This window comes from Agromyces sp. G08B096 (assembly GCF_040267705.1).
In the GTDB taxonomy this organism is placed as follows: Bacteria; Actinomycetota; Actinomycetes; order Actinomycetales; family Microbacteriaceae; genus Agromyces.
Genome location: NZ_CP158374.1, coordinates 529,769 through 546,320, shown reverse-complemented (window position 1 = coordinate 546,320; position 16,552 = coordinate 529,769). Strand labels below are relative to the sequence as shown.

Genomic DNA, 16,552 nt, shown 5'->3' with positions numbered 1-16,552 from the left:
CCGGCGGGCGCGTCGATGCGACCCGCCGGCGGGTGTGGGCCTCAGCCGACGATGTCGGCGACGCCGTCCTCGTACTCGGTGCCGAGCTGCTCGAGCGTCTGCTCGGGCGTGAGGGTGCCGTTCACGAGCTCCTGCAGCGCGCCGACGAGCTGGTCGTAGAAGTTCGGCGTGGGCCAGTCCGGGTAGAACGCCAGCCCGTCGCGCTCGACGACCTCGTTGAACTCGGTGATGAGCGCCGCCGACTTCTCATCGGTGATGTCGGCGGGGTCGGCGGCCACGGGGATCGAGCCGTTGTTGCCGATGAGCGCCTGGATCTCGGGACGCATCGTAATGTCGATGAACTCGTACGCGAGCTCCTTGTTGGCGGCGTTCTCGGGCACGACCCAGATGTTGCCGGACGAGCCGGGCACGAGGTCGGACTCGGGGAACGGGAACGTGTCCCACTCGAACGTGGACTCGTTGATCACGCGGCCCGCCCACCAGGAGCCGGACACCATCATCGGGTACTCGCCGCTCATGAAGCCGACGCCCATGTCCTCGGCCTTGAGACCGGTCGAGTCGGCCGAGATCCATCCCTTCTCCACGTACTCGGCGATCTTCTCGGCGGCGTAGGTCAGCTCGGGGCCCTGCCAGTCGACCGGGTTCTCGTAGAGCTGGTAGTCGTCGACGAACTGCCGGTCGGCCTGCGAGAGCGCGAGCTGGTAGAAGAGCTGGCCGAGCGGGTACTCACCGCCCGCTTCGGCGAGCGGGGTGGTGCCCTGCGCGGCGAAGGTGTCGAGGATCTCCTCGAACTCGGCGTACGTCGTGGGCTCGGTGAGACCGAGCTCGTCGAAGACGGTCTTGTTGTAGTAGACGGTGACGTATTCGCCGTAGTTCGGCACGCCGTACCAGGGCCCCGAGCCCATGATGCCTTCGTCGGAGTACTTCGCCGTCGTCTGCAGGGACGGGGCGAGCATCTCGTCCCAGCCGTACTCCTCGACGGCCTCGGAGATGTCGGCGAGCAGGCCCTGGCTGGCCAGCAGGCCGGCGGTGGCGTTGCCCTTCGGCGACTCCATGACGTCGGGCGCCTCGTTGGAGTTCAGGACCTGGCTGGCCGTGGAGCGGATCTGCTCGAAGCTCTTGTCCTCGTACTCGACGGTGGCGCCGGTCTCCTCCTCGAAGATCTCGATGGCCTTGGCCCAGGCGATGCCGACATCGCTGTCGGTGCCTTCGAAGTGCCACAGCTTCAGGGTGTTCGGGTCGGACTGCTGGCCGGCGGAGCAGCCGGAGAGCAGGGCGGCCGTGGCGGCGAGGGCTGCGACGGCGCCGATGCCGCGCTTTGGGATTCTCATGTTCTGTTCCTCTCGGTGGTGGATCAGTGCGGAGCGGTGGTGGATGACTCGTCGTGCGGTTCGCGTGGTCGGGCTTTTGTCGAAGCGCTTCGACGATGCGGACGACGTCGGGCCGTGTTCGGTTGTGGGACGGTGGGGTGGTGGGACGGTGAAGCGTCGAGGGCGGGGCGTCAGCGTCGTGGCCGCAGCACCGAGCCGAGATCCTCCACGACGGGTGGGATGAGCTCGGCATCGACGCCGCCGACCGCGTCGACGCCGCGCACCTGTCGCAGCGCCGACTCGACGGCGATGCGGCACATCTGCTCGAGCGGCAGCGGGATGCTGCTGAGCGGGATCGCCAGGTGCGCGGTGTCGTAGCTCGCGCAGGCCGCGAACGCCGACAGGTCGGTCGGCACCTCGAGTCCGCGTTCGGCGATCCGGCGCAGCACCGCCTCGACGACCGGCTCGTTGCAGTGGAACAGCACGGCGGTCATCTCGGGCGACGCCGCGAGCAGGTCGTCGAACGCGCGCTCGGCATCCCCTCGCGCGAGCGTGGGCGAGACGACGTCGAGACGGATGCCCCGTGCCGCCGCCTCCGCCTCGAGCCCGGCGTTGAACCGCTGGACGAATCCGGTCCCGCGCTCGAGGTAGGTCGGCGGGTGGCCGACGACGCCCACCGCGCGGTGGCCGGCATCGGCGAGCGTCGCGACGGCGAGCCGCCCGGCGCGCTCGAAGTCGAGGTCGACGCTGGCGACGCCGTCGCCGTGGTCGCCCGACACCCCGATGAACGCCGCGGGAAGGGCTGCGCGTCGCACGATCTCGACGCGTTCGTCGTGCGCCTTCACGCCCATCGCGACGACGCCGTCGACGAGCGACGATGCGGCGACCCGGCGGATGCCCGAGACGTCGTCGTCGGTCGCGAGGAGCAGCACGTCGTAGTCGTGCCGGCGCGCGGTGTCGACCACGGCGGTCACGAAGCGCATGTGCGTCGGCAGGTGCCCGTCGGCATGGATGGGTGCGGAGAGCGCGAGGATGTTGGTCCTCGCGCCGGCGAGCATGCGGGCGCCCGCGTGCGGCTGGTACTCGAGCTCGCGGATCGCCGCCTCGATGCGAGCTCGCGTGGAGGCGGTGATGGTGCGCTTGCCCGAGAGGGCGTAGGAGACGGTCGAGATGGAGACGCCCGCGGCACGCGCCACGTCGCTGATGGTCACCATGACGTCTCCTTCGGCTCCGTTGTCGAGGCCGTCGATGCGCTTCGATTTCGAAGCGCTTCGACGACGTGTGAGCGAGCATACGCACAGACCGAGACGGGGCGCAAGCTGTTTGTTCGAGAATCCAACATTTCGGTGCCGCGTCAGCGCGCCACCGGGACGAGCGTCACATCCCGCAGGTCACCGGCGTCCGCGACCGCCGTCATCATCGTGCAGACCGGCTGCCGGCGCCGGTCTGTCGGCGACCCGGGATTGAGCAGCCGGATGCCGCCGGGCGTCGTCGTGTCCCACGGGATGTGGCTGTGCCCGAAGACCAGCACGTCGATGCCCGCGTACGCGGCATCCATGCGTCGTTCGCGCCCGCCGGCCGCACCCGTCTCGTGCACCACCGCGAAGCGCACCGACTCGACCTCGAACCGCGCGACCTCCGGCAGCCGCGCCCGGAGCGCCGGCCCGTCGTTGTTGCCCCACACCGCCTCGAGCCGGGCCGCCCGCTGCTCGAGGGCGTCGAGCGTCGCGACATCCACCCAATCGCCGGCGTGGACCACCAGATCGGCGCGGTCGACCGCCCGCCACACCTCGTCCGGCAGCCGCTTGGCCCGCGCGGGCACGTGCGTGTCCGACAGCAGGAGCATCCGCGTCGCCATCCGTCAGCCTCCCTGCACGAACGTGTGCCGGTACTCGCTCGGCGACGTGCCGAGAATCCGATGGAAGTGCAGCCGCAGGTTCGCCCCCGTGCCGAGCCCGACCTCCGCCGCGATCTGCTCGACGCCGAGCTCGCTGCGCTCGAGCAGCTCGCGCGCGACGTCGACGCGCGCCCGGAGCACCCACTGCATGGGCGTGTACCCGGTGTCCTCGACGAAGCGGCGCGAGAACGTCCGCGTCGACACGTTCGCGTGCCGGGCGAGATCGCCCACGGTGAGCGGTTCGGCCAGGTGGCGGAGGGCCCACTCGCGCGTCGCGGCGAACACCGGACCGAGCTCCTCCGGCACGCTCCGCGGCACGTACTGCGCCTGCCCGCCGCTCCGATACGGTGCCGCGACGAGCCGCCTGGCGACGTGGTTCGACAGGCCGACGCCGTGGTCGCGCCGCACGAGGTGCAGGCACAGGTCGATGCCCGACGCTGCACCGGCCGAGGTCAGCACGTTCCCCTCGTCGACGAAGAGCACGTTCTCGTCGACGTCGACGAGCGGATGCCTCGCCTGCAGCGCCTTCGTGTAGTGCCAGTGCGTCGTCGCCCGCTTGCCGTCGAGCAGCCCCGTGGCGGCGAGCGCGAACGCGCCGGTCGAGATCGCCGCGAGCCGGGCGCCCCGCTCGTGCGCCGCCCGGAGCGCGGCGACCACCTCGGCGGGCGGGTCTTCGCGGTCGGGATGCCGGTACCCGGGGATGAACACCGTGTCGGCCCAGTCGAACGCCTCTAGCCCGTCGGCGACGTGGTACGACAGGCCGTCGCCGCCCGTCACGAGCCCGGGCGCCGGGCCGCACACGCGTACCTCGTACGGCATCGACTGGCGCGTGGTGAAGATCTGCGCGGGGATGCCCACGTCGAGCGGCTTCGCCCCCTCGAGCACGAGCACGGCGACGCGGTGGTTGCGCCCGGTCATGCCTTGGAGCGTACCGGGGCGCGGCCCGCGCGTAGGCTGACGGCGGCGGAGCGCGGCTCCGCAGCGGATGATCGGAGGAGGAGCCTGATGGGGGATGACGCGAGCCGGCGTCAGGCGGTGCTGGAGCTCGAGCACGTCGGATTCCGGCGGGACGGCACGCGGATCCTCGACGACGTCACGTTCACCGTGCGGGCCGGCGAGCACTGGGCGCTGCTCGGGCCGAATGGCGCGGGCAAGAGCACCATCCTCGCGATGTGCGGCGCCGTCGCGCACCCGTCGTCGGGCATCGTGCGGGTGATGGGCGAGCAGCTCGGCCGGGTCGAACTGCAGGCGCTGCGCCGCCGGATCGGCCACGTCAATCCGAGGCATCCGCTGACCAGTCCGCGCTCGGTGCGCGAGGTCGTGCTGAGCGGGCTCACCGGCAGTGTGGAGCTCCCGCCGCACTGGCATCCGACCGCCGACGAGCTCGCCCTCGCCGACCGGCTCATCTTCGCGCTCGGACTCGAGGCGCTGACCGGCGCGCGCTGGCCTACCCTCTCGCAGGGCGAACGCGGCCGCGCGCTCATCGCCCGCGCCCTCGCCGTCGATCCGCAGTTGCTGCTGCTCGACGAGCCGTCAACGGGGCTCGACGTCGCCGCGCGCGAGCAGCTGCTCGAGACGGTCGATGACCTCGAGCGCACGCACCCCTCGCTCGCCTCGGTGCTCGTCACCCACCACCTCGAGGAACTGCCGGCGACCACCACGCACGCCCTGCTCCTCTCGCACGGTCGCATCGTCGCGTCGGGCCCCGTCGAGGATGTCGTGACGAGCGAGCACGTGACGCGCGCATTCGAGCATCCGATCCGGGTCACGCGCGACGACGGTCGCTGGGCGGCGCGCGCCGTCCGCGGACCGCGCGCGGCCTGAGGACGCACGGATGCGGTGTGCGGGCTCGTGGGAACCCGCACACCGCATCGGTGGCTCGCGCTACTTCACGAAGGCGAAGCGCGCCGTATGGGTGGTGCCGTCGTCGAGTCGGACCGCGAGCGTGCCGCACGTGCCGGCCCACGACTTCTCGGTCTTCCACACGTAGGTGTACGTGTCGGTCTCGGCGTCGTAGTTCAGTCCGCTGGCCCCGGCCGTCGCGGTCTGCTCGATCGCGTCGGTCGTGCCCGAGGAACCGCACGGGCCGAACTCGATCGTCGGCGAGCCTTCGACCAGTACGCCGTCGCCCTGGTCACCGGCGAGGCTGAACTTCACCGGCACGCTGCTGCCCGCCTTCACGGAGTTCACGACGTCGCCGCTGTCGACGGGGCTCAGGAAGCCGCCCCAGTCGTAGACGACCGCGTAGTCGCAGCTCACCTCGGCCGAGGCGTTCCCGGCCGCGTCGACCGCGGTGCCGGCGGGTGCGGTCGCGGTCTTCGCCCCGACGCTCGAGGTGTCGAGCTCGATCGTCCCTTCGGCGGGGGTCGCGAGCCCCGACCCGTGCTCCTCCTCGACGGCGCTCCACGTCGCCGTCGCGGCGGACCCGAGGATGACCGGTTCGGCGGGGCAGGCGAGGTTCACCACCGGAGCGGTGATGTCGACGCGCGTCAGCTTCCAGAAGCGGTCGGCAGTCTGCGCGTCGGTGGCGGTCGTGCTCGTCGAGCCGCCGGAGCCGAGCACGATGGTGCCGTTCCGGTTGTTGCCCGAGGAGTCGACGATCGTGGATCCGCCGGCCTCGTCGAACGCGTACCGCGCAACGTCGCCCGTGGCCGCCCGGCCTCCGGCCAGCTCCGTCACCTCGGCGGCCGACAGTGCCCGGTTGTAGATGGCGAAATCGTCGATCGCGCCGTCGTACGCGGGGTCGCTGTACTGCGACTTGCCCAGGTAGTTGCGGGTCGTGGTGCCGAGCGCAGACGGCTTGACGGTCATGTTGGTGTTCGTCGCGACCACCGTGCCGTTGAGGTACATGCGGCCGGTCGTGCCCGACACCGTCACGACGACGTTCGACCACTCGTTCAGCGGGAAGTTCTGCCCGCCGTAGGTGAGACGCTGCTCACCGCCGGCGCCGCTGTTCGTGATAGCGAACCTCGGTCCGGCGCCGCCCGCGTTGAGCGTGAGGAACATGTTGACCGTCTGACCGGTGCCGAAATCGAACACGCGAGACCAGTTCGACAGCGCTGCCGGCTTGATCCACGTCGAGATCGACCAGTCGCCGGTCAGCCCGCTCACGATCCCGCTGGGCAGGGAGCCGTACGACGTGGTCCGGCAGAAGTCGAGCGCGGTGCCGATCCGGCCCGGCTGGCGGGCGCCGTTCGGCACGCAGTTGGATGTCGGCGAACCGTCGGTCCACTGGATCACCGGTGCTCCGTCGTTCTTGGTCATGTCCGCGACGCCGAGCGTCTTGCCGGTGGCGTAGTTGGCCAGGCGGACGCTGCCCTTCCCGTCGGGAACGAGCTGCCAGCGCTCGACCTCGGCACCGGTGTCGTCGACGATCACGGCGGGTGCTCCGTTGGCGGTCGAGGCGTCCTTCACGGCGAGCACGCGGCCGCTCGGCGTGTGCACGATCTTGTACAGACCGGAGCCTGCGGGCTCGGCCTTCCACACCTGACCGGCCGTGCTCGACTGCACCACGGGCGTGCCTGCGTCGGTGGCGCCGCCCTCGGTGGCGAGGTCGAGCCCCGAGTTGATGTTGGTCAGCGAGTAGGTCCCCGCGAGGTCGTCGGGGTCGCCCGCCGGCGTGACGACCACCTGGTAGCCGTAGGTGGGGTTCATCACGATGGGGACCGTGATCGAGCCGTCCTCGCCGACCTCGTACGTCGTGGTGGAGATCGTGATCGGTCCGTCGGTCTTCACGGTGCGCCCGTACGAGGCGGTGAAGTCGAGCTGGACGTTCACCTGGTCGCCGAAGGCCAGCTGGTCGAGGCCGTTGATCTTCACCGAGGTCGGGCCGGTGTTGCCGCCGGTGATGATGCGCACTTCGTCGCCCGCGTCGTTGACCGAAGCCGCACCGTCGAGCGGACTCTCGTTCGAGGGCGGCGTGGTGGTCACCATCTGGCCGCTCATCTGGGCGTACCAGGTGTACAGCCAGTACGCGCCGTTGGGGTCGCCGTCGCGCCCCGTCAGCAGGTCGCCGAGCGCACCCGACTGGTTCCAGAACGGCAGTTCGGCCCGGGTGATGCCGTAGCGCTCGAGCTTCGCGATATAGCCGACGAGCGGGCCCGAGAGGCCGACCTCCGCCGGCGCCGCGTACTCGGCGATGTCGATCGGCCGCTCCGGGATCCCCAGCTCGGCGAGGATGCGTCGCACGTTCTCGACGTCGCCCTTGATCTTCGACGAGCGGATGAGCTCGTGCCACTCGATCACATCCGGCAGCGTGTCGGTGGCCTTCGCGTGCTCGAAGAAGGCGCGCATGCTGCTGATGTTGTCGGAGTAGCTCGGGCCCTGGATCGGCATCGTCGGGTCGAGGCGGCGGACGAGCCGGTACGTCTCGGTCCAGAGGTCGAAGAACGAGCCGTTCGCGGTCTGCCACGTGATGTCGGGCTCGTTCCAGATCGCGTACGCCACGATGTTGGTCTTGCCCGAGGCCTTCGTGTCGTTCACCATCTTCTCGACCGCCGGCAGCCAGGCCGCCTTGTCGTAGCGGTAGGGCCAGCCGGGCAGGTAGTCGACGAGCCGGATCACGACCCCGGCGCCGGCTGCCTTGGCGGTGTCGGCGACCGTGAGCGCATCCCCCGTGGGCTGCTGCGTGCCGCCCTCCGGCTTCTGCATGAAGGTGTGCGGCTTGATCGGAAGGATCTTCTCGAGGGCCGGCACGTTCGCGCCCGCGAGGCCGTAGAGCGAGCCGCTCGCGAGGTGCGTGACCGGGCGGAACGGCTGATCGGCCTCGACCACGAGCGTGCTCGCCGGGCCGGGTGCAGCCTCGGCGGGCGCAACCGTGGCGAGCAGGCCGCCGGCCGCCACCACCGCGGTCGCGGTCATCGCCGCCAGAGCGCGCCGTCGGCGCGAGGGTCTCGGCCTGCGCCAGGAGCGCCGCTCATCGTCACCCGGGGCGCCCCCGCGCCCTCGTGCCAGGAATGTGCTGTTCATCTGCTTCGTCTCCATTGATCGAGCGTCCGATCCGGGTGCCGAAAGTTTTCGGCACGGAATCCTTGTCGAACCGGTTCGACGGCATTAAAACACTGGCATCCTGAAGACCGCAAGGGTTTTCGGCCGCGCGGACCGCCGACGGTCAGTGGCCCCGGGAACGACCGCGGCTCGTGCTGCGCCGGTCGACGAGCTTCGGCTCGACGAAACCGACGACGGGGGCCCCGGCCGACTCCGGATCCCGCATGCGCTGCACCAGCGCGCCGACCGCCGCACGGCCGAGCACGTCGGGCGCGGTCTCGACCGCCGTGTACGGCAAGGAGAACACCCGGCCGAACTCCTCCGAATAGACCCCGACCACAGACAGCTCGTCGGGCACCCGGACGCCCCTCGCTGCGAGCACGAGCGGCAACCCCGCGATCATGGCGTCGTTGTGGACGACGAGAGCGGTCGCCGCAGGCGACGCGTCGAGGATCGAGTGGAGCGCCGCCGCGACGGCCGGCTGCTGCGATTCGCCGTAGGAGGCGTGGATCCGCATCCCGTACCGCCCCGCCCGCTCCAGCGCCGCCTCCCGGAACCGCCACACGTACGCCCCACCTCGCGCGATGACGTGTTCGTGCGGCGAGATGAGCACGATCTCCTCGTGGCCGAGCCCGTGCAGGTGATCGATGACCGAGCGAGCGGCCTCGCCGAAGTCGAGGTCGAACACGTCGAGCCCCTCGGTGTCCTTCGGGAGCCCGACGAGCGCGCCCGGCTGCCGCGCCGCCCGGAGCGGAGCCACCCGCGGGTCGTCGTGGCCGACATTCAGCAGGATGACCCCGTCGACCATGCCAGAGTCGGTGACGCGCTGCAGCGAACCGGGCCCATCTTCATCGGTGACCATCAGGATGTCGTAGCCCGCCTCGCGAGCGGCATCCGAGATCGGCAGGACGTACTGCAGCATCGCGGGTGGGAATTCGTCGGGGAAGAACTGCACGAAGAGCCCGATGACCATCGTGCGCGACGTCGCCAGGGCACGCGCGCCCGCGTTGGGCGTGAACCCGAGCGCCTCGATCGCCCGTGCGATCCGCTCGCGCGTCTCCTCCGAGATCGCCCGCTTGCCCGACAGGGCGTACGAGACCGTGCTGCGGGAGACCCCGGCAGCTCGCGCGACATCCCCGATCGTGGCCACCGCAGCTCCTCGCTCGCGTCGAACCGATTCGACGCCGATTCGACGATACCCCGGCGCGCCCGGTTCAGACCCCCAGCACCGGCAGCCACACCCGCATCGTCGACGGCCCGCGCTCGGCCCACTCGTGGTACCGCACGAGCGGCACCTCGTCGCGCGCGCCGGTGCGCGCGTCGACCAGCGTCACGAGCACGCGCCCGGCGTCCTCCCGAGGCGGCACGGCGGGGTCGACGCGCAGGTCGGCGAAGTCGGACGCCTCGAGCGCGGTGCCTGCGAGATCGACCGACTCGAGGGCGAACACCTCCGGGCCGCGTTCGACGGCGAGGCATCCGCGCACCGCGTCGACGCGGGGATCGGGCGCCGTGAAGCGCGGGGCCATCGGCAGCAGCAGTTCGATCTCGTCGCCGGCCGCGAAGGGCCGGTCGATCGTGACGACGCCCGGCTCCGCCGGCGACCACGGCTCGGTGCCGCCCTCGACGCCGCGGATCCGCCACTCCGCACCCGCCGCCCAGGGCGGGACCCGCAGCGACAGCCGCCACGGCGACGAGGCATCCGTCAGGACGCGCACCCGCACCGATCCCGATGCCGGATACGTCGTGTCGACGTCGAACGCGACCTCCTGCCCGTCGGCGAGCCGGGTGCGCACCTCGGCCGGCGCGTACTGGTGCAGCTGCACGCCGTGCTCGTCGGCCGTCGCGACGTAGCCGGCGAGGCTCGCGAACGTCCGCGCCGTGTTCGGGGGGCAGCACGCCACATCGAACCACGGCGCTCGCAGCGACGAGTGCGCCCGCGGCGAGACGGCATCGGCTTCCGCCGGGGCGCCGGGCACCCGCTGGTGCAGCGTGTTCGCGTAGTAGAACGCGGTGCCCTCCGCCGACGGCGACGTCTCGACCACGTTGAACAGCGTCCGCTCGATGAGGTCGGCGTAGCCGGGGTCGGCCTCGGCGAGGAGCATCCGCCAGCCGAACATCACCGACGCGATGCCCGCGCACGTCTCGGAGTACGCGCGGTCGGCGGGCAGCTCCCAGTCCTCGCCGAACGCCTCGTCCTGATGGTGCGACCCCTGCCCGCCCGTGAGGTACGTGCGCCGTTCGACGGTGCGCCGCCACTGCCGGCCGAGCACCTGCCGCAGCTCCGCATCGTCCGTCTCCACGGCGACGTCGGCGGCGCCTGAAGCCAGGTAGTTCGCGCGCACGGCGTGACCGCGGAGCGCCTCGGCGTCACGGACCGGCACGTCGTCCTGGTAGTAGGACCGTCCCCACTCGATGTCGCGGAGCGTGCCCCGGCCGTGCCGTTCGACGAACAGGCGCGCCTGCTCGACGTAGCGGGGCTCGCCCAGCGCACGGCCCAGTTCGGCGAGCCCCACCTCGACCTCGGCGTGGCCGCAGATGCGCTCGTCGCCGCCGGGTCCGAACACCGAGCAGACGAGATCGGCCGCGCGGCGGGCGATGCCGATCAGTCCATCGTCGGCGTCGGGCCGCGTCCGGAACCGGGCGACCGCCGCCTGGAACAGGTGCCCGAGGCAGTACAGCTCGTGCCCCCACTCGAGGTCTGACCAGCGCGGGGGCTGCCCGGGCCGGCCGAATCGGGTGTTGAGGTAGCCGTCCTCCTCCTGCGCCGCACCGACGCGCTCGACGATGCGGCGGAACCGCGCCTCGAGCTCGTCGTCGCCGCCTCGCCGCCCGATCTCCCAGGCGAACGCCTCGAGCGTCTTATACACCTCGGAGTCCGAGAACTCCCGGCCACGGCGGCGCGCGACGAGCTCCGCGGCGCCGCCGGCCCCGGCCGCCGCGAGATCGAAGTTCGCGAGCCATCCCTCGCGCTCGAGCCAGTGCTCGAGGTGGGCGAGCGTCGCGCTGCCGTTGACCTCCTGGCGGCGTCCCCAGATGCCGCCGGTGATCCGCACCTCGTCGAGGCCCAGCGGGCGCAGCGCACCGTTCGACGGTGCGACCGGGACGGCGTGCACGGTGGTGGTCGTGGTCTGGAAAATCATGTTCATCCTTTGAAGGCGCCCGACATGAAGCCGCGCACGTAGTGACGTTGGAGGATCAGGAACAGCAGGATGCACGGCAGCGCCAGCACCACGACGCCGGCCTCGGTCGCGCCGTAGTCGACGACGCCCTGCACCTGCCCCCTGAGGTTCGAGACCGCGAGCGGCAGGGTCATCCGGTTGGAGTCGTTGATGAGGATGAGCGGCGCCATGAAGTCGTTCCACGCCGCGAGGAAGGCGAAGAGCCCCACCGTGATGAGCCCCGGCTTCACCGCCGGCACGAGCACCCGCCACAGCACCGACCAGCTGGTGCAGCCGTCGACCATCGCCGCCTCGTCCATCTCCTTCGGGATCGATTCGAACGAGATGCGCATCATGAACATCGAGAACGGGAGCTGGAACATCGTCAGCACGAGCGCCACCCCGACGAGCGAGTTCGACAGGCCGACGGCGTTGAGCAGCACGTACAGCGGGATCAGCAGCGTCGCGTACGGCACCATCAGGATCGCGAGCGTGGACAGGAACAGCAGGTCCTTGCCGGGGAACCGGAACCTCGCGAACGCGTAGCCGCCGAGGAGCGACACCGTGAGCGTGAGCAGCACCGTCAGCAGCGACACGAAGGTGGAGTTCAGCAGGTACACCCAGATGCCCGCCTGGTAGTTCGCGAGCGTGACGTAGTTGCCGAAGCCCCAGCCGTCGACCTGGTTCGTGCCGGCGAGCGGCGAGACCGAGGAGATCGCCGTCCAGATCAGCGGGTAGAGGAACAGCAGCGCGAGCCCGGCGGTGAGCACCCAGTAGGGCGTCCGCAGCGCGATGCCGGCGAAGGTCGTCGGCCGCCGCCGCCCGCCCCGGTGGCCGGGTGCGACGATCGCGATCGTGGAGTCGGTGGCCGGCCGGCCAGTGGAGCGGCCGCGCGTCATCGTCGTCGTCATCAGTCCTCCGCGTGCTTGCCGAACGCGCGGATCTGCGCGATGTTCACCACCACGAGGGCGAGGAGCACGATCACCGAGAGCGCACCCGCCACGCCGAGATCGTTCTGGCCCTGGAACGCGATGCTGTAGATGAGCTGCACCACGGTGATGGTCGAGTTGTCGGGGCCGCCCTTGGTGAGGATGTAGAACTGCTCGAACGCGAGCAGCGAGCCCGTCACGCAGAGCACCGTCGTGAGGGCGAGCGTCGGCCGCAGCAACGGCAGCGTCACGCTGCGGAACGTCTGCCAGCGGGATGCCCCGTCGATGCGGGCGGCCTCGTACACGTCGTCGGGGATGCCCTGCAGGCCGACGAGCATCAGCAGCATGTAGAAACCCGCGTACCGCCAGACGATGAGGAAGATCGTCGACCACAGGGCGCCCTCGGGGCTGCCGAGGAAGGTGAAGCCCCAGGAGGACATGAGATCGGCGAAGGGGCCGGCGATGGGCGAGTAGAGCACGTAGAAGAGCAGCGACGCGCTCGCGAGACCGAGGGCGCTCGGCACCAGGAACGCCGTGCGGAGGAAGCCCTTCCACCTCGTCGACTCCTGCACGAGCATGGCGAGCCCGAGGCTCAGCGCGAGCAGGATGACCGTGGTGAGCACGGTGTAGGTGAGCGTGAAGCCGACGGAGGCCCAGAAGAACCGGTTCGAGACGGCGTCGGCGTAGTTCGCCGGGAAGTTCCAGCCCTGGTTGCCGCCGAGCAGCGGCCAGTCGCTGCCCGACATCTGCAGCACGAGCAGCAGCGGGAGCACGAACAGAAGCAGCACGAACAGCGCCGTCGGCAGGGCGTAGAGCCAGCCGGCGAGAGCGCTGCGGCGCCGGGCGGGCGTGACCCGCCCGGCGCCGCGGAGAGCGGTGGTCACTGCGAGAGCACCGCCGTGATCTCGTCGTTGTCGGCGTCGACCGTCTCGCCGTCACCGAGGACCGCGTTGCGCACGAGTGTCAGCCACGGGCTGTTCGGCGCGTTGAACGCCTGCTGGAAGTTGATCGCGACCGGGGTGTCGCCGTTGCCGGCGACCTCGTTGATCGTGACGAGGCGCGGGTCCTTCTCGGAGTACTCGTTCGAGGCGAGGTCCGAGCGGGACACGACGTCGTTGTTCTTCGCGAGGACGCCGACCTGCGCCTCCTCCGACATCATCCAGTTGAGGAAGTTCCACGCCTGTGCGGCCTTCTTCGAGTCCTTCGAGATGCCGATGCCGTCACCGCCGACGAACGTAGAAGCGCCGCCGTTCGGCCCCGGGATGCCGGCCACTCCGGCGTCGAACGGGGTCGACGAGAGCAGCGTCGCGGGGTAGAACATGAGGCCGACCTTGCCCTCGGTGAACGCGGCGGTCCAGGTGGCTCCGGTCTCGTCCTTCGAGGCGGGCAGCACGGCGCCGGAGTCCCAGAGGTCCTTCCAGGTGGAGTAGACCTCCTTCGCGGTGTCGCTCGCGAGCAGCGACTCGGTGCCGTCGTCGGAGAGCACCTCCTCGCCGTCGGCCCACACGCTCGGGAACCAGGTGAAGACGAGGCATCCGCCACAGCTGAGGCCGGTGGCGGTGCCGTAGGTGTCGGGCTTGCCGAGCGCCTGGATCGCCTTGGCCCATTCGGCATACTCGGCGAGGTCGGCCGGCCCGGCTTCGGCGTCGAGCCCGGCCTCGGTGGCGAGTTCCTTGTTCCAGAACAGCATCGAGAGGTCGAGCACGAAGGGCAGCACGTGCTCCTTGCCGTCGGCGGTGCCGGCGGCGAGGTGGCCCTGGTTGATGTCGTCCTTGAAGTCGAGGCCGTCGATGTTGGCCGTCAGGTCTTGGAAGAGGCCCTGCTCGACCCAGTTCGGCACGTACACGATGTCGGCGGCGAAGAGGTCGGGCAGCCCGCCCGAGCCGGCGGCCGCGCCCACCTTCGCGACGTAGTCGTCGTTCGGCACGACGGTGAGCTCGACCTGGTTGTCGTGGCTCTCGTTGTAGGCCTCGACGAGCAGCTTCGCCTGCTTCTCGAGCGGGGCCCGCGTCCAGAGGGTCAGGGTCGAGCCGTCGTCGACGCCCTCGGCGCCGGCGTCCGAAAGGCTCGTGGCGGCCTCGCCGCCGTTCGCGCACGCGGCCAGGCCGACCGTGAGGGCGCCGGCTGCGAGCAGCGCCGCCGCCCGCGTCATCCGGCGATTCATGCGTGTCATGGGTGATCTCCTCGCTCATCGTTGAGGGGCTCCGTGGAGCCGGGGAATGCGACTGCTGACAGGGCGCATTTCGAAAATACCGAAATGCCTTTCGGCACGCTACAGTGTGAATCTCATGGGCGTCAAGAGCGTCTTCCGGTACCGTTTCAGTCGAAAGGCGGAGCATGGCGCGAACCGAATCGCAGAGCGGCAGGACCGCGACGCTGAGCGACGTCGCGCGGCTCGCGGGCGTCTCGCTCGCCACCGCCTCGAAGGCGATCAACGGTCGCGACCAGGTCGCTCCGACCACCCGCCGCCGCGTCCTCGAGGCCGCGGAGCAGCTCGCGTTCACACCGAACCAGCTGGCCCGCAGTCTCATCGCCGGCCGCACCGGCACCGTGGGCCTGCTCACCAGCGACCTCGACGGCCGCTTCGTCATCCCGATCCTCATGGGCGCGGAAGACGCCTTCGGCGCCGGCCAGATCAACGTCTTCCTGTGCGACGCCCGCGGCGACACCATCCGCGAGCAGCACCACCTGAAGGCCCTGCTCAACCGCCGCGTCGACGGCATCATCGTCGTCGGCCGACAGACCGACGCCCGCCCCTCGCTCGGTCACGACATCCCGGTGCCCGTCGTCTACGCGTACGCCCCGTCCGACGACCCGGCCGACGTCTCCGTCACCCCCGACAACGTCGCAGGCGGCCGCATGGCGGTGGAGCACCTCATCGCGTGCGGGCGCACGCGCATCGCCCACATCAGCGGCGACCCCGCGTACGCCGCCTCGCAGGACCGAGCCGTCGGCGTCCTCGCCGCCCTCGCCGATGCCGGGCTCGAACTCGTCGGCGACGTCATGACGTCCAACTGGTCGGAGCACTGGGGCCGCGACGCATCCGCGATGCTGCTCGCCCGTCACCCCGAGGTCGACGGCATCGTGTGCGGCTCCGACCAGATCGCCCGCGGCGTGCTCGATACGCTCCGCGACCTCGGCAAGCGAGTGCCCGAAGACGTCGCCGTCATCGGCTACGACAACTGGGAGGTGCTCGCCACGAACTCCCGGCCCGAGCTGACGAGCATCGACGCGAACCTGCAGCAGCTCGGCCGCGCGGCCGCCATGCGCATCTTCGAGGCGATCGACGGCGTCGAGCCCGACGCGGGGATCGAGCGGCTGCCCGTCCGCCTCGTCATCCGGGCGTCGACGATCCAGCGGCGCTGATCGCACGGGCCGCCGCGGGTGCGGCGCCCGGGGATGCGGCGCCGTCGCGCGTCTTGCGGCGCGGTGCGGCGAGGCGTAGAACTCCCCCATGTCCTCGCGTCCTGTCGCGCCCGACGACCGGTTCCAGCTCGGCGCCCCCTACGAGCGGTACATGGGCCGGTGGAGCCGACTCGTCGCGCCCCGGTTCCTCGACTGGCTCGCCGCACCCGCGGGCCGCGACTGGGTCGACGTCGGCTGCGGCACCGGAGTGCTGACCGAGGCCGTCCTCGATCGATGCGCGCCCGCGTCCGTGCTGGGCGTCGACCCGTCGGCCGGGTTCCTCGAGACCGCGAGGGCTCGGCTCGGCGAGCGCGCTCGGCTCGCCGAGGGGGATGCCGCGGCACTGCCGCTCCCGGCCGCCGCCGTCGATGTCGTGGTCGCGGGCCTCGTGCTGAATTTCGTCCCCGATCCCGGGGCGGCGCTCGCCGAATGGCGACGCGTGGTGCGCCCGGCCGGTCTCGTCGCCGCCTATCTGTGGGACTACGGCGACGGGATGTGTCTGATCCGGGAGTTCTTCGACGCCGCGGTGCAGCTCGATCCCGCCGTGGCCGAACTCGACGAGGGCGCCCGGTTCCGGTGGGCGAAGCCCGAACCGCTCGGCCGCCTGTTCGGCGAGGCGTTCGGCGTCGACGCGCGTGTCGGCGCGATCGAGGTGGTCGCCCGCTTCGCGGACTTCGACGACTACTGGCAGCCGTTCCTTGGCGGACAGGGCCCGGCGCCCGCGTACGTCGTCGGCCTCGAGGCCGACCATCGCGACGCCCTCCGCGACCTGCTGCGCCGGCGGCTCCCGACGGCGCACGACGGCTCGATCACGCTTCCGCTGCGTGCGTGGGCGGTCGCGGTGGACGCGCCGTGAGCGACGGTGCG

Annotated in this window: 13 protein-coding genes; 3 read left to right on the top strand and 10 right to left on the bottom strand. The window is 70.9% G+C overall.

Annotation, left to right across the window (positions count from 1 at the left end; all coding sequences use genetic code 11):
* Positions 1-41: 41 nt before the first annotated feature.
* The 4 genes from ABIQ69_RS02670 to ABIQ69_RS02655 all read right to left on the bottom strand — a co-directional run bounded on the left by ABIQ69_RS02670 (position 42) and on the right by ABIQ69_RS02655 (position 4,125).
* The gene (locus ABIQ69_RS02670; RefSeq protein ID WP_350348858.1) at positions 42-1,331 is read right to left on the bottom strand and encodes an extracellular solute-binding protein; all 1,290 of its coding nucleotides are present in this window, start codon (positions 1,329-1,331) and stop codon (positions 42-44) included.
* Between the two features lie 170 nt (positions 1,332-1,501).
* Entirely contained in the window at positions 1,502-2,524 is a 1,023-nt protein-coding gene (locus tag ABIQ69_RS02665; protein WP_350348857.1) for a LacI family DNA-binding transcriptional regulator, read from the bottom strand.
* Between the two features lie 140 nt (positions 2,525-2,664).
* Positions 2,665-3,168 carry a metallophosphoesterase gene (locus tag ABIQ69_RS02660; protein WP_350348856.1) on the bottom strand — a complete coding sequence of 168 codons (504 nt, stop codon included), beginning with the start codon at positions 3,166-3,168 and terminating at the stop codon, positions 2,665-2,667.
* A gap of 3 nt (positions 3,169-3,171) precedes the next feature.
* Positions 3,172-4,125: a DJ-1/PfpI family protein gene (locus ABIQ69_RS02655; protein ID WP_350348855.1), complete on the bottom strand. Its 954-nt coding sequence runs from the start codon at positions 4,123-4,125 to the stop codon at positions 3,172-3,174.
* 87 nt (positions 4,126-4,212) lie between these two features.
* Here ABIQ69_RS02655 and ABIQ69_RS02650 point away from each other — a divergent pair, with 87 nt between their 5' ends.
* Positions 4,213-5,031 carry an ATP-binding cassette domain-containing protein gene (locus tag ABIQ69_RS02650; protein WP_350348854.1) on the top strand — a complete coding sequence of 273 codons (819 nt, stop codon included), beginning with the start codon at positions 4,213-4,215 and terminating at the stop codon, positions 5,029-5,031.
* A 60-nt stretch (positions 5,032-5,091) separates the two neighbouring features.
* Here the strand turns inward: ABIQ69_RS02650 and ABIQ69_RS02645 are convergent, their stop codons facing one another.
* The 6 genes from ABIQ69_RS02645 to ABIQ69_RS02620 all read right to left on the bottom strand — a co-directional run bounded on the left by ABIQ69_RS02645 (position 5,092) and on the right by ABIQ69_RS02620 (position 14,453).
* The gene (locus ABIQ69_RS02645) at positions 5,092-8,067 is read right to left on the bottom strand and encodes a PxKF domain-containing protein (protein WP_350348853.1); all 2,976 of its coding nucleotides are present in this window, start codon (positions 8,065-8,067) and stop codon (positions 5,092-5,094) included.
* 250 nt (positions 8,068-8,317) lie between these two features.
* On the bottom strand, positions 8,318-9,382 hold the full coding sequence (locus tag ABIQ69_RS02640) for a LacI family DNA-binding transcriptional regulator (RefSeq protein ID WP_350350062.1): 1,065 nt from the start codon (positions 9,380-9,382) through the stop codon (positions 8,318-8,320).
* A gap of 25 nt (positions 9,383-9,407) precedes the next feature.
* A complete protein-coding gene (locus ABIQ69_RS02635; protein WP_350348852.1) occupies positions 9,408-11,333 on the bottom strand; it encodes a beta-L-arabinofuranosidase domain-containing protein in 1,926 nt (641 codons plus the stop codon).
* A 2-nt stretch (positions 11,334-11,335) separates the two neighbouring features.
* Positions 11,336-12,262 carry a carbohydrate ABC transporter permease gene (locus ABIQ69_RS02630; RefSeq protein WP_350348851.1) on the bottom strand — a complete coding sequence of 309 codons (927 nt, stop codon included), beginning with the start codon at positions 12,260-12,262 and terminating at the stop codon, positions 11,336-11,338.
* Positions 12,262-13,164 carry a sugar ABC transporter permease gene (locus ABIQ69_RS02625; protein WP_350348850.1) on the bottom strand — a complete coding sequence of 301 codons (903 nt, stop codon included), beginning with the start codon at positions 13,162-13,164 and terminating at the stop codon, positions 12,262-12,264. Before ABIQ69_RS02625 ends, ABIQ69_RS02630 begins: the two co-directional genes overlap by 1 nt.
* Entirely contained in the window at positions 13,161-14,453 is a 1,293-nt protein-coding gene (locus ABIQ69_RS02620; RefSeq protein ID WP_350348849.1) for a sugar ABC transporter substrate-binding protein, read from the bottom strand. The genes ABIQ69_RS02625 and ABIQ69_RS02620 overlap by 4 nt, the downstream gene beginning before the upstream one ends.
* 164 nt (positions 14,454-14,617) lie before the next feature.
* Between ABIQ69_RS02620 and ABIQ69_RS02615 the strand changes: the two genes are divergently transcribed.
* Both ABIQ69_RS02615 and ABIQ69_RS02610 read left to right on the top strand, forming a co-directional pair.
* Positions 14,618-15,646, top strand: coding sequence for a LacI family DNA-binding transcriptional regulator (locus ABIQ69_RS02615; protein WP_350348848.1), 1,029 nt, complete (start codon positions 14,618-14,620; stop codon positions 15,644-15,646).
* A gap of 88 nt (positions 15,647-15,734) precedes the next feature.
* Positions 15,735-16,541 carry a class I SAM-dependent methyltransferase gene (locus ABIQ69_RS02610; protein WP_350348847.1) on the top strand — a complete coding sequence of 269 codons (807 nt, stop codon included), beginning with the start codon at positions 15,735-15,737 and terminating at the stop codon, positions 16,539-16,541.
* The last annotated feature ends 11 nt before the right edge of the window (positions 16,542-16,552 follow it).